Origin of the sequence: Streptosporangium sp. 'caverna' (genome assembly GCF_003203775.1) — a bacterium.
Lineage (GTDB): Bacteria > Actinomycetota > Actinomycetes > Streptosporangiales > Streptosporangiaceae > Streptosporangium > Streptosporangium subroseum.
Window position 1 is genome coordinate 3,657,380 of the sequence record NZ_CP029711.1, and the last position, 13,216, is coordinate 3,670,595.

Genomic DNA, 13,216 nt, shown 5'->3' on the forward strand with positions numbered 1-13,216 from the left:
GGCCCCAGGACGCCACTGGTCAAGCTCGCCGGTCCCGCGGGGGTCGCCCGTCAGGCCCGCGGCGGAGTCCGTCCGGGCTCCGTCGCGGAGCTGCGAGCTCCCGGGCGCTCAGAGCCCGTAGGCCTCCAGCAGCCGCAGCCAGATCTCGCTGACGGTGGGGAAGGACGGCACCGCGTGCCAGAGCCGGTCGAGGGTCACCTCGCCGGTGACGGCGATCGTCGCGGCGTGCAGCAGCTCGGCCACCCCGGGACCGGTGAAGGTCACGCCCAGCAGGACGCGCCGCCGCTCGTCCACGACGGCCTTGGCCCTGCCCCGGTAACCGTCGCCGAGCAGGTAGGCGCCGGTCACCCGCCCCAGGTCGTACTCGACCACGCGCACATCGAACCCCCGCGCGCGGGCCTCGGCCTCGGTCAGGCCGACCGCGCACACCTGCGGGTCGGTGAAGATCACCTGCGGGGCGCCGTGGGCGCCCGCCACGTCGCGCATCGAGGGCAGGTCGTCGCGCTCGCCCTTGGCCCGCGCGGCGATGACGTCGCCGCACACCCGCGCCTGGTACTTGCCCATGTGGGTGAGCAGGTTGCGGCCGTTGACGTCGCCCACGGCGTACAGCCAGCCGTCGGTGATCGCGGTGGCGCGCATGCTGTCGTCGACCTCCACCGGCCGGCCGCCGGTCAGGTCGAAGGCCTCCAGGCCGAGATCGTCGCTCGCGGGGCGCCTGCCGGTGGCCACCAGCAGCTCGTCCGCCTCGATGGGCGGGCCCTCGGACAGGTGGACGGTCACCGGGCCTCCCGGCTGGGGCCGTTCCACCTTCGTCGCCTGCACACCGGTACGCACCACGATGCCGGCCTCGGCGAAGGACTCCGCCACGAACTCCCCGGCGAACGGCTCCATCTTGCCGAGCAGCCCGCCGCGTACCAGCACCGTCGTCTCCTCGGCGCCGAGCCCGTGCATGGCCTGGGCCATCTCGCAGGCCACCACGCCTCCGCCCAGCACGACGAGCCGCCTGGGGACGCTCTTGGCGGCGGTCACCTCGTGGCTCGTCCACGGCGCGGCCTCGGCCAGGCCGGGGATCGGCGGGACGACCGCGTGGCTGCCGGTGGCCAGCACGACCGCGTGCCGGGCGGTCAGCAGCCGGGTCGAGCCGTCGGGCGCGGTCACCAGGACCCGCTTCGGGCCGTCCAGCCGCCCCCTGCCGCGCACGAACTCCGCCGGAACGCTGTCGATCCACCCGACCTGGCCGCTGTCGTCGAAATGCGAGACGGCCTCGTCGCGCCGGGCGAGCACGGCGTCGACGTCGATCGGGCCCAGGGTCAGGCCGGGTATCCGGCCGACCTCGCCCATCAGGTCGATCGGGCGCAGCAGGGCCTTGCTGGGGACGCACGCCCAGTAGGAGCACTCCCCGCCCGCCAGGTTCGCCTCCACGATCGCCGCGGTCAGCCCTCCCCGGACCGCTCGGTCCGCAACGTTCTCCCCGGCGGGACCGGCTCCAATAATGACCACATCGAATTCGTCCGCCACGACTTACCTCCCAGAAAGGACGGGCCACAGACCGTACGCCGGCCCAGGGGCCGGTCATACCAGCTTTGCACCCCCGAGGCAGGCGCAAAGCAATAGGGATGCGGTGAAAGGGTGATCCGTCTGTGCGTCCGTGGCGGCGGGCCGTCCGGTCACTCGCCGGGTGAGGCCTCGCCGCGCAGCTCACGGGCGGCTCGCAGGACGGCCCGCCGGATGTTGACGTAGCCCGTGCACCGGCACAGGTTCGAGGCGAGCGTCTCCTCAAGGCGTCGCTCGTCGTGATCCAGTCTCGGGTCGTTCTCCAGCGCGCCCGCGAAGAGCATGAGGAAACCGGGGGTGCAGAAGCCGCACTGCAGCCCGTGCTCGGCGGCGAACGCCGCCTGCAGCGGATGCAGCTCTCCGTTCACGGCCAGCCCCTCGACCGTGCGGATCGACCGGCCGGAGCACTGCACCGTGAGCAGCAGGCACGAGCGCACGGCCTGGCCGTCGACCAGCACGGTGCATGATCCGCACACGCCGTGCTCGCAGGCGAGGTTGGTCCCGGTGAGGGCGAGGTCGTCACGGAGCGTGTCGGCGAGGCTGTCACGGGGCTCCACGTCGACGCGGTACCGATCACCGTTGACCCAGAGCGTCACCTCCATGCGGCTTACCCCCTTCCCGCAGGTGGTCGCGTGACCTGGGCTGTGGCTGAGCCGAGGGCCTGGCGCAGGCTGCGCCGGACGAGCACCGCGAGCACGTGCCGCCGGTATTCGACCGAGCCGTGCGGTTCGGGCCGCGGATCGGCCTCCCGTGCCGCCGCCGCCCCCGCTTCGCTCACCGCTCCGTCGCAGGAGGCCACGGACTGCCCGGCCAGCGCCCGTTCCGCCGTGGTCGCGCGCACCGGCACCGGTCCGGCGTTGGCCATCGCGATCCTCGCCCAGGCGATGCGGTCCTCGGCGACTCCCACGGCGGCGACGGCGGCCGCGAACGCGAAGCTGCCGTGGGTGCGCCGGTGCTCGGCGAAGCCGATCCCCGTCCCCGCGCCGAGCAGCGGCAGCCGTACCTCCGTGACCAGCTCCTGGGCGGTGCGATCCGTTCTGTGCGGTCCGTGGAACCACTCCGCGGCGGCCACCACGCGTCTCCCCGACGGTCCGTGGAGCCCGATCTCGGCGTCCAGCGCGACCGCGACCGCGCACCACTCGGCGGCCGGATGCGCCCAGGCGAGGCTGCCGGCGAAGGTGCCGCGCGCCCGGATCGGCGGGTGCGCCACGTAGGGGGCGATACGTGCCAGCAGCGCGCCGACCGGGTCCTCGACCACCGGCCGCTCCAGGTCGGCGTGGCGTACGAGCGCGCCCAGGACCAGATGCCCGTCCTCGACGCCGTGTCCCACCAGCTCCTCCACGCCGTTGACGTCGACGAGCAGGGCGGGACGGGTCCGCCGGTAGTGCAGGTCGAGCATCAGGCTCTGCCCGCCGGCGAGCACCTTCGCGGCCGATCCGTGCTCGTCGAGCGACGCGACGGCCTCGTCCACGGAGCGGGCTGCCTGGTAGGCGAACGGAGCCGGCTTCACCGACTGGCCCCCGATCGCCGGGGTATGGACATATTTGAGTCCTACCAGGTCAGGGGGCCGCTAAACATGACGTACATCGGTAGCCGAGTGCCTCGCCGAGAGGATCACGATCTTCTTACCGGCAGGGCGGTCACCGTCGCCGACCTGCGTGAACCCGGCACGGTCGAGGTGGCCTTCGCCCGCAGCCCCGTGGCGCACGGGCGGTTGCGTGAGGCCCGCGTCTCCGCCGCCCGTGAGGTGCCCGGCGTCGTCGGAGCGTGGTCCGCCGCCGACCTGCCCGATCTGCCGGCCCTGCCCGCGCCGCCGGACGGGCCGCGACGGGAGGCGGCGCTGGACCGGCCCGCCCTCGCCAGGGGCATCGTGCGTTACGCCGGCGAGCCGATCGCCGTGGTGGCGGCGGAGCGGCGGGCGCAGGCCGAGGACGGCGTGGAGCGGATCGGCCTCGAGGTGGACCCCCTGCCGCCGCTGACCGACGCGGCCCAGGCCCTGGACGACGACGCCCCCTGGCTGTTTCCCGACCGCGATCGCCGTCCCGGCGACGGGCACGCCAACCTCGCGCGGGAGGAGGACTTCGGCGAGCCCGCCGACGACGTGTTCGCCGGAGCCCCGGTCGTCGTCGAGGCCGAATACCGGCAGCAACTGCTGTTGCCCACGTCACTGGAGGCACGGGCGGTGCTCGTGCGCCCCGAGACCGGCGGCGGGCTGACCGTGTGGGCGTCCCACCAGGCCCAGCATCGCCTCCGTGCCGACCTGGCCGGGACGTTCGGACTGGAACCCGACGAGGTGCGGGTGGTGGTGCCCTCGGTGGGCGGCGCGTTCGGGGCCAAAAGCCAGATCTACCCCGAATACGTGGTCGTCGCCTATCTCGCCCGGCTGCTGGACCGGCCGGTGCGCTGGGTCGAGGACCGGAACGAGGCGATGCTGGCCGCCACCCGCGGGCGCGGGCAGCGGCAGCGGGTACGGCTGGCCGCCGACACCGACGGGACGTTCCTCGCCTACGAGCTGAAGATCGATGCCGGGGTCGGCGCCTATCCGCACTCGGGCGCGTTCGTGCCCGCGATGACGGCGGCGATGAGCGGGGGCCCCTACCGTACGCCGCGCGTGCACGCCCATCTCCGCTCGGTGCTCACCACGACGGCCCCCACCGCCGCCTACCGCGGCGCGGGCCGCCCCGAGGCGGCGTACGCCATCGAACGGACCGTGGACCTGATGGCGCGCCGGCTGGGCATGGATCCCGCGGAGCTGCGGCGGCGCAACCTCCTGCGCCCCGACCAGTTCCCTTACCGGACGCCGACGGGCCGTCTCTACGACTCCGGCGACTACGCCAGGGCACTCGACCTGGCGCTGGACGTCGCCGGTTACGCCGACGTGCGCGCGGAACAGGCCCGGCGCCGCGCCGGGGGCGGGCCGCCGCTCGGCATCGGCATGGCCGTCTACGTCGAGCGGTCCGGCGGGGCGCCCGACACCGACGAGTACGGCAGCGTGGAGGTCTGCGCCGACGGCACGGTGGTGGCCCGCTGCGGCTCCACCCCCACCGGGCAGGGCCATCTGACCTCCTTCGCCCAGGTCGTCGCGTCCGCGCTCGGCCTCGGCATCGAGCGCGTACGGGTGATCGAGGGCGACACCCGTGAGGTGCCCTACGGAGTCGGCAGCTTCGGCAGCCGGTCCATGCAGGTCGGCGGGGGCGCGCTGTGGCGGTCGGCGGAGAGCCTGATCGCGGAGGCGCGCGAGCGCTTCGCCGACATCTGGGGCATCGACGTCTCGCACGTCGACTACCACGAAGGAACACTGATCGCGGGCGAATGGTCGACGACGCTGGAGGATCTGGTCGGCCGGACGGGCCCGCTCCGCACCGAGGAGCGCTTCCGTCCCCCGCAGGCGTTCCCGTTCGGCGCCTACGTCGCCGTCGTCGAGATCGATCCCGAGCTGGGCACCGTCGGCGTGCGGCGGCTGGTGGCCGTGGACGACTACGGGGTCGTGGTCAACCCCATGATCGTGGAGGGGCAGGGGCAGGGCTCGATCGCGCAGGGACTCGGCCAGGTGCTGTACGAGGACGCCCTCCACGACGCGGACGGCACGCCGTTCGCCCGCACGCTGCTGGACTACCTGCTGCCCACCGCCGCCGACATGCCGCCCCTCACGCTTGAGGAGACCCGGACGCCCAACCCCAACGGTCCCTTCGGGGCGAAGGGCGCGGGGGAGGCCGGCTGCATCGGAACGCCTCCGGCCGTGGTCAACGCGGTGTGTGACGCCCTCGACGTCGACCACATCGACATGCCGCTCACCCCGGAGGCGGTCTGGCGCGCCATGACCGGCGCGACCGCGTGATCAGGTGGCATCCCCCCGCGCGCGGGGCCTCAGCGGCGGTGGGGCGCGCCACCGGCCTGACCACGGGCGAATCCGCGGAGAGGAAGTCGTAGCGGGCCCCGGACCCGTGCTCGCGGGGTCTCAGCGACGGCGCCCGCGAGGCTTCATCGGGACCGCGGGGAGCTCCGGCGCGCGCAGCGGGGGGTCGTTCACGCCCGTCACCGTGCCGAACTCGTCACCCTCCATCCACTCCCGCCTGAACCTGGTGATCTCCTCGTGGCTGCGCCCGACGAAGTTCCACCACATGACGATCTCCTCCTCGAACGGCTCGCCGCCCAGGAGCAGGACCCGGCCCGGCCGCTCGGCCCGCAGGCTGAGCCCGGAGCGGCCGGTGCCGAGGTAGAGCAGCGGCCCGGGACCGAGATCGGTCCCGTCGACCCGAACCTCGCCGGACAGGGTCAGCGCGGCGTATTCGAAGTCCGGGCGGAGCGGGAGCAGGATCTCGCCTCCCGCGTCGAGGGTCACCTCGGCCCCGACCAGGGGACTGTAGATCCGGGCCGGGGAGACGGCCCCGCCGAGCTCACCCATGATGACGGTCACCCTGACGCCGGGCGCGGTCAGCGTGGGCAGCGCGGCATGGTGTTCGAAGGCCGGGGCCACCTCGCGGTCGGCGGAGGGAAGCGCCACCCACAGCTGGACCCCGTGCAGATCGACCCCGGAGGGAGACTCCTCCGAGTGGGAGATGGCACGGCCCGCGGTCATCAGGTTGAGCTGGCCCGGCCGGATCAGCTGCTCGCTGCCGACGCTGTCACGGTGCAGGACCTCTCCCTCCAGGAGCCAGCTGACGGTCTGGAGGCCGGTGTGGGGGTGCGGCGCGACGCGCATGGTCGCCTTCTCCGGCCCGTAGTGGTCCACAAAGCACCACGCGCCCACCATGCGGATATCCCGGTTCGGGAGGGTCCTGGTGACCTTCATGCCTCGCGGGCCGCCCAGTACCACGTCGCGGCCGATCAGCAGCTCGCTCACCGGTTCCGTCGCCACGTCGGCGAGGCCGCCGCACACCGACTCCTGCGGGTCCTGCTCCAGATTGCTCATCCCAGGACTTTACGACCCGGCCTCGTGAGGAGAGCGCGCGGCCCGGACGGGAGAATGTCCGTATCGTCGACGAGGTTGACTCGTTCCGGTATCTTGCGTCAACCGCCGGGTTTCGCCGTTCCGGCGAGATCGGTCTTCTGCGAGACGAGCGTTCTGTGAGATGAGGAAATGATCACCGAGACACCTCCTTCCGGATCTCGGCAGAGCCGCTGGAGCGCCCAGACGTGGTTCCACGTCGTGCTGCTCGCCATGGCCGTGCTGCTCGCCGTGTCCGCGGTCGTCGGCGCCATGGCCCTGGAGAACGCGGCGAACGCGTCCAACCGCCTGATCGACGAGATCTCGGTGGGCAGGATCCAGGCGGAGCGCCTGCAGACGACCCTGGTGAACCAGGAGACCGGGATGCGAGGCTTTGTTCTCACGAGGAAGGAGGAGTTCCTCGAGCCGTACACGGTCGGCCGTCGCGACGAACTCGTCACGTCGGGACAGATCAGGGCACTGAGACCGGCGACGGCCCTGCTGCGCAGACTCGACGACGTGGAGCGGCTGACCGGCGAATGGCGCTCCCGATACGCGGAACCGATGATCGCGGACGTCAGGAGCTCCGGGCCGGAGGCGGTCAGCGCGGATCAGACCGAGGAGAGCAAGCGGGCCTTCGACCTGGTCAGAAAGGCGCTCGGAGCCCAGAACGCCGCCTGGTCCCAGGCCAGGGAGAGCGCGCACGCCGAGCTGACGGACGCCCGCCGGACGCGGGACGTGACCTTCTTCGCCATCCTGCTCGCCTTCTTGATCACCATCGTGACGGTGGCCGTGCTGCTGCGGATCGCGGTGTTCGGCCCCCTGGCCCGTCTGAGGGAGGCGTCGCGCCGGGTGACCAGCGGGGACTTCGAGTATCACGTCGACACCGGCGGGCCCGCCGACCTCGCGGAGCTGGCCCGCGACATGGAGGCGATGCGCAGGCGGATCGTCACCGAGCTCGAGGAGACCCGTGTCTCCCGGCAGCGGCTCGCCACGCAGGCCGAGGAGTTGAAACGCTCCAACGCCGAGCTGGAGCAGTTCGCCTACGTGGCCTCCCACGACCTGCAGGAGCCGCTGCGCAAGGTCGCCTCCTTCTGCCAGATGCTGCAGCAGCGCTACGCCTCCCAGCTCGACGACAGGGCCAACACCTACATCGACTTCGCCGTCGACGGGGCCAAGCGCATGCAGGTGCTCATCAACGAGTTGCTCACCTTCTCCCGGGTGGGCCGGGTCAACCAGGATCCCGTCGAGACGGATCTGAACGACGTGGTCAAGCGGGCCCTGGCCAACCTCTCGGCCGCGATGGAGGAGTCCGAGGCGGAGGTCGAGGTCGGAGACCTGCCCGTGGTGGTCGGTGACCGGACCAAGTTCGTGATGCTCTGGCAGAACCTGATCGGCAACTCCCTGAAGTTCCGCAGTCCCGGTCGTGCGCCCCGCGTCCGGATCGAGGCCGAGGAGCGCGACGGGGAGTGGTGGATGACCGTGACCGACAACGGGATCGGCATCCCGCCCAACTTCGCCGACAAGATCTTCGTGATCTTCCAGCGGTTGCATCAGCGGGACGCCTACGAGGGCACGGGAATCGGCCTGGCACTCTGCCGGAAGATCGTGGAACACCACCACGGCAAGATCTGGCTGGACACCGAGTTCGAGGGCGGGACCCGCTTTGTCATCACCCTGCCCGTCACGGCCGGCCCGCCGCGGGCGGAGGTTCCCGGAGAGACCGTGGCGGCCTCCGGGGGCATCGCCTGACATCCGCTCGTGCGGGCCTGTTCGCACGGGCGGAACGCCGGTCCCACCGGGGACCGAACGCGGTTTGGGACCATGCCGTGACCATGGGGCGGCACGTATGACCTCCGGGTGCCGTTACCGTTGATCGAGTGGAGGAGATCGACCGCCAAATCGTGACATTACTGGCCAGGGATGGCCGGATGAGCTTTACCGATCTTGCCAGGGAGACCGGGCTGTCGGTGTCGGCGGTGCATCAGCGAGTGCGTCGGCTGGAGAAGCGCGGGGTGCTGCGGGGTTATGCCGCGCTGGTGGACTACGACGCGATCGGGCTCTCGCTCACCGCGTTCGTGTCCATCAAGCCGATCGACCCGGCCGCCGCCGACGACGCCCCCGACCGGCTGGCCCATCTGAGCGCCATCGAGGCCTGCCACAGTGTGGCCGGGGACGAGAGCTACATCCTCAAGGTCCGGGTGGCCTCGCCGATCGGGCTGGAGGAGCTGCTCAACCAGATCCGCACCGCGGCCAACGTCTCCACCCGCACGACGGTCGTGCTCAGCACGCCGTACGAGCACCGCCCCCCGGAGCTGGCGGGTCCGGACGCCGTCAAGCCGGACGAGCGCGCCTGACCGGCCGTCATTTCTGATTTGCCGGTTATGGGCCAATTGCTCCAAGCTGAACGGATGCTCCCCCGAAAGATCGTCATCGACTGTGACCCGGGAATCGACGACGCGCTGGCGATCGTCCTCGCCCACGGGAGCCCCGACCTGGAGATCCTGGGAATCACCACGGTCGGCGGCAACGTCGATCTGGCAGGGACCACCGACAACGCGTTGCGGCTCCGCGAGTTCCTGGGGTTCGCCGACGTCCCGATCGCGGCGGGCAGCGCGGGCGCCCTGCTGCGCCCCCGGGTGAACGCGGCCGAGGTTCACGGCGCCTCGGGCCTCGGTGGTGCGCTGCTGCCCCCGGCGACGCTTCCGGTGACCGGCGGGCACGCCGTGGACTTCATCATCGAGACGCTCAGGGCCGACCCCGGCGAGGTGACCCTGGTCGCCATCGGCCCGCTGACCAACGTGGCGCTCGCCGTGCTCAAGGAGCCGAGGATCGTCGACTGGGCGCGAGGGCTCACGATCCTCGGCGGGTCCTACACCCGGGGCAACTTCTCTCCCGCCGCCGAGTTCAACATCGCCGCCGACCCGGAGGCCGCCGCGATCGTCTTCGGCGCCGGCTGGACGGTGACCATGATCGGTCTTGACGTGAGCCGCAGTGCCGTGACCACGGAGGCGGTGGCCGACCGCATGCGGGCCATGGGCAGGCTCGGCGCCGACCTGCTCATCCCGTGCGTGGAGTTCTACGGCGTGATCACCGCGGACGGCGGGCCCGCGATCCATGACGCCTGCGCGGTCGCGTACCTGATCGACCCGTCGCTGATCACGGTCGAGCCCGCCGTCGTCGACGTGGAGACGGCGGGACGCTTCACCTCCGGCATGACCGTGACCGACTTCCGGCTCGGAGGCCGTACACCCAACGCCCTGGTCGGCACCTCCCTCGACACCGGCCGCTTCTGGGACCTCCTCCTGGCCACCTACGCCCAGGTCGCGAGGACGATCGAAGACCAGAGCCCGGACCTGGCACGCCTCCCGTCACCGTCCTCCTGACCGGCGGCGGGGCATCGGCCGGATCAGGGGATGATCCTGCGCCGGCGGAGGTCGCCGAGGATGTCCAGGAACATCGCCTCGGTGTCGACGTACTCGTGGAAGCCGAAGCGGCGGGCCTTCGAGCCGTCGGCGAACATGTCGTAGTCCCAGGAGAACACGAAGTCACCGAATCCCCAGGACGACACGTCCTCGTACGGGTGCGGCTCCAGCCCGTACTTCTCGGTCATGGCGTTCCAGAGCGGGCCCTTGTCGGCCATGACGACGTCGAGGGACATCGGCAGCGGGTCGGCCACCTCCAGGTCGAAGAAGCGGGCGATCTTCGGCCACATCTCGTTCCAGCGGAAGAGGTCGCCGTTGTTGATGTTGAACGCCTGGTTGGCGCATCGCTCGTCGGTCGCCGCCCAGACGGTCGCCTTGGCCAGCAGGCCCGCGTCGGTCATCTCCAGCAGCTTGTCGTAGGCCCCGGGCCTGCCGGGGAAGCGCAGCGGCAGGCCGAGCTCCTTGGAGATCGCGCCGTAGACCGCGATCACCATGGCCAGGTTCATCGGGTTGCCGAGGGCGAAACCGCACACCACGGACGGGCGGATCGCCGACCACGTCCACTCCGCGCCCCTCTGCCGCTCTTCGAGGAAGGTCTGCTGGTCGACGTTGAACTCCGGCGGCATGTGGTGCGGGTCGCTCTCGCGGGCCGGCGTCTTGAAGGGGCCGAGGTGCGCGCCGTAGACCTTGTATCCCTGCATGAGGCTGATGTGACGCAGGCCGTTCGCCACCGGCTCGACCGCGTCGACGACGTTGACCAGCATGGCGAGGTTGGGCGGCACGAGCTCGGCCCAGGTGGGCCGTTCCTGGTAGGCGGCGTAGAAGATGTGGGTCACCTCGGTGAGCGCGCCGAGCCTCCTGGCGCAGTCGTCCGGGTCGAGGAGGTCGACCGACACGTACCGGACCCGTCCCGTGGCCTCTCCGCCGCGGCGCGACAGCCCGATCACGTCCCAGTCGCCGAGCGCCACGAGATGGTCGACCAGGTTGCGGCCGATGACCCCGTGGGCACCGACGACGAGGGCGACCTTGGACTGGGTGCTCATCGAAACTCCTTGGGCGCGGAGAGCCCGGGCCTCAGCCGTGGAGAGGAGGCCGGGGACGTCTCCTGATCTGTGCGGATTGGTCCGCCGAACGGCCGGGGCGCGGTTCGGCGACGGGGGGAGCCGTGACCGGCGGCGTGAGGTCGATTCTCCGGCAACGCGCTCTCATGCGTCCAAGTCATCCTTTGTATGCTTCTGATAAATTTTGTGCATGGTAAGCCTGAGGCAGCTCGAGTATCTGGTGACGGTCGTCGACCAGGGCTCCTTCACGCGGGCCGCCGAGATCCTCCACGTCACGCAGCCGGCTCTCTCCCACCAGGTCAGGGCGCTGGAGCGGTCGGTCGGCTCGCCCCTGCTCGAGCGGCTGCCCCGGGCCGTTCACCTCACGGCGGCCGGCCGCGCGATGCTGCCCCACGCGCGGGCCGCCCTGGCCGACGCGGCCGGCGCCGTCTCGGCCGTACGTCAGGCGATCGGGCTGACCGGGGGAGAGCTGCGGCTGGCGACGGTCTACTCGGTCAGTCTCGGCGTGCTGCCCGCCGCGCTGAAGGCCTGGAGCCGGCTCCATCCCGGGGTCGACGTCAGGCTCTTCGAACACCGGCACGCGGACGAGCTCGCGGAGGCGATGGCGAGCGGGCAGGCCGACCTCGCCATCGGCCCCAGGCCCGGGACCTGGGCGGGACCGGTGCGCACGATCGGCGTCGAGGAGTTCGTCGTGGCGGTCCCCTCCGACGACCCCGCCGCGGCAGGGCAGGCGACCGAGGTGGATCTGGGGGCCCTCCGCGACCGCCGCTGGGTCCACTACGCGCCGGACAACGGCCTGGCCGACATCCTGGACCGCGCGTGTGCGGAGGCCGGGTTCCAGCCGAGGATCGCGGTCCGCACCGAGCAGACGGCGTCGGCCCCGATCCTCGCCGCCGCAGGCCTCGGACCCGCGCTGATTCCCGCCAACATCGTCCCGAAGGGGTACGAGGGCCGCACCCTCAGGCTCAGGCCCCCCATCACGAGGGTTCTCTTCGCCTACGCCCGCACGGAGCTCGACGCCGTCAGCGGGGCCTTCCTCGCCCTGCTCGGCGAGAACGTGGCCGGGAAGCTCCTCCGCCCGCAGGACGCGCACCCCGCTCCCTGACCGCGCCCGCCACGGCCGGTGGGGACGCCGCGCGCTTCCTGCCCGCCGTTCCCGCACCGGCGGCCGTTCACGGTGAGCACACGTTCATCTGAACGGTGACGGGGTGGGATCGGGCGGCGTGCTCCGGTTCTCACACTTCCATCAGCTCGCCCGCCGTCGCCGGCCGGACGTGGCCGGCGGCGAGCAGCTCCGCCTCGGTCGCGGTGTGGCTGCCGATCTGGAGCAGCACGTCGCCGTGCCTCATGAACAGGGCTGAGGGCCTGCCGTGACTGATCAGCAGCACGCGGCCGTCGGACAGCGTCCGGCAGGTGCGGTCGCGGCCCCAGGCGTAGTGCGGATACGGCGCGGCGCACGCCTGGCCGGGGGTCGTCGCGGTGGCACGGATGAACACCTGCACCTCCGACCAGTCGGGTCCGGCGCCGAGCGTGCCCCGGTGATAGGTGAGCTGGACCGCCTGGCCTCCGTCCTCTGGAGGGAACCGCCAGATTTCCGTCCGGGTGTGCCGGTGGCCGGGGACGTCCAGGACGACCAGCGGCACTCCCAGGGCGGCCAGACCCCGGACCTGGTGCCAGTGCCGTACGCGATCCGAGATCTGGCCGGCGCCGGCCGAAAACGCGATCATCGCTCCCACGAGGAGGATCCGCGGCAGGGCGGCGGCGAGGAGGGTCCGCGACAGGCCGGCCGTGAGGAGGGCCCGCGGGATGACGATCCAGCCCACCGCGGCGTACCCCGCCGCGCCGGCCAGGGGGAAGACGACTCCGGTGAGTGTCTCGGGCAGACCGTAGTCGTTGGGGAGGGGAGCAAACGCGGACAGTCCATTGGCCAGCATTCCGAAGGCCACGGATCCGGCGAGTGCCACCAGCCACCACCGGGAGATTCCGGCCGACCGTGCCAGGATCCCGCTGAGCGGAACCGGGATCGCGATCATCGCGATGCCGCTGAAGACGCCGTCCAGGCCTCGGTGGTTCATCGCGGCTTCGGCCCAGATGACACCGACGACCACACCGACGGCCAGCCCTGTCAGGGCGCACCTGGTGAGGACGGCCCGATCCGATAATTCGTTCATAACTGCGACTATCGATCGCGTGCGGCGGCGCGCCAACCGTACGGATACTCATCCCGGGTGAGTACGAACCCGGTGTCC

Annotated in this window: 11 protein-coding genes; 5 read left to right on the forward strand and 6 right to left on the reverse strand. The window is 71.6% G+C overall.

Going from position 1 to position 13,216, the window contains the following annotated elements; translation table 11 throughout:
* Positions 1-108: 108 nt before the first annotated feature.
* The 3 genes from DKM19_RS16100 to DKM19_RS16110 all read right to left on the reverse strand — a co-directional run bounded on the left by DKM19_RS16100 (position 109) and on the right by DKM19_RS16110 (position 3,064).
* A complete protein-coding gene (locus DKM19_RS16100; RefSeq protein WP_110696385.1) occupies positions 109-1,518 on the reverse strand; it encodes an NAD(P)/FAD-dependent oxidoreductase in 1,410 nt (469 codons plus the stop codon).
* 149 nt (positions 1,519-1,667) lie between these two features.
* Positions 1,668-2,156, reverse strand: coding sequence for a (2Fe-2S)-binding protein (locus tag DKM19_RS16105; RefSeq protein ID WP_110696386.1), 489 nt, complete (start codon positions 2,154-2,156; stop codon positions 1,668-1,670).
* A 5-nt stretch (positions 2,157-2,161) separates the two neighbouring features.
* Positions 2,162-3,064 carry a xanthine dehydrogenase family protein subunit M gene (locus DKM19_RS16110; RefSeq protein WP_110696387.1) on the reverse strand — a complete coding sequence of 301 codons (903 nt, stop codon included), beginning with the start codon at positions 3,062-3,064 and terminating at the stop codon, positions 2,162-2,164.
* A 66-nt stretch (positions 3,065-3,130) separates the two neighbouring features.
* Between DKM19_RS16110 and DKM19_RS16115 the strand changes: the two genes are divergently transcribed.
* A complete protein-coding gene (locus DKM19_RS16115) occupies positions 3,131-5,392 on the forward strand; it encodes a xanthine dehydrogenase family protein molybdopterin-binding subunit (protein ID WP_110696388.1) in 2,262 nt (753 codons plus the stop codon).
* A 120-nt stretch (positions 5,393-5,512) separates the two neighbouring features.
* Here DKM19_RS16115 and DKM19_RS16120 read toward each other — a convergent pair whose 3' ends face one another.
* Positions 5,513-6,466 (reverse strand): pirin family protein, encoded by a 954-nt coding sequence (locus DKM19_RS16120; RefSeq protein WP_110696389.1) that lies wholly within the window; start codon positions 6,464-6,466, stop codon positions 5,513-5,515.
* 168 nt (positions 6,467-6,634) lie between these two features.
* On the opposite strand from DKM19_RS16120, the gene DKM19_RS16125 reads away from it, so the two are divergent.
* From DKM19_RS16125 to DKM19_RS16135, 3 genes are all read left to right on the forward strand, one after another.
* On the forward strand, positions 6,635-8,233 hold the full coding sequence (locus DKM19_RS16125) for an ATP-binding protein (RefSeq protein WP_110696390.1): 1,599 nt from the start codon (positions 6,635-6,637) through the stop codon (positions 8,231-8,233).
* A gap of 128 nt (positions 8,234-8,361) precedes the next feature.
* Positions 8,362-8,838 carry an Lrp/AsnC family transcriptional regulator gene (locus DKM19_RS16130; protein ID WP_110696391.1) on the forward strand — a complete coding sequence of 159 codons (477 nt, stop codon included), beginning with the start codon at positions 8,362-8,364 and terminating at the stop codon, positions 8,836-8,838.
* A gap of 54 nt (positions 8,839-8,892) precedes the next feature.
* On the forward strand, positions 8,893-9,867 hold the full coding sequence (locus DKM19_RS16135) for a nucleoside hydrolase (RefSeq protein WP_110696392.1): 975 nt from the start codon (positions 8,893-8,895) through the stop codon (positions 9,865-9,867).
* Positions 9,868-9,890: 23 nt separating this feature from the next.
* Here DKM19_RS16135 and DKM19_RS16140 read toward each other — a convergent pair whose 3' ends face one another.
* A complete protein-coding gene (locus tag DKM19_RS16140) occupies positions 9,891-10,949 on the reverse strand; it encodes an SDR family oxidoreductase (protein WP_110696393.1) in 1,059 nt (352 codons plus the stop codon).
* A 208-nt stretch (positions 10,950-11,157) separates the two neighbouring features.
* Between DKM19_RS16140 and DKM19_RS16145 the strand changes: the two genes are divergently transcribed.
* Entirely contained in the window at positions 11,158-12,072 is a 915-nt protein-coding gene (locus tag DKM19_RS16145) for a LysR family transcriptional regulator (RefSeq protein ID WP_110696394.1), read from the forward strand.
* A gap of 130 nt (positions 12,073-12,202) precedes the next feature.
* Here the strand turns inward: DKM19_RS16145 and DKM19_RS16150 are convergent, their stop codons facing one another.
* Positions 12,203-13,138: a hypothetical protein gene (locus DKM19_RS16150; RefSeq protein ID WP_110696395.1), complete on the reverse strand. Its 936-nt coding sequence runs from the start codon at positions 13,136-13,138 to the stop codon at positions 12,203-12,205.
* Positions 13,139-13,216: the final 78 nt, after the last annotated feature.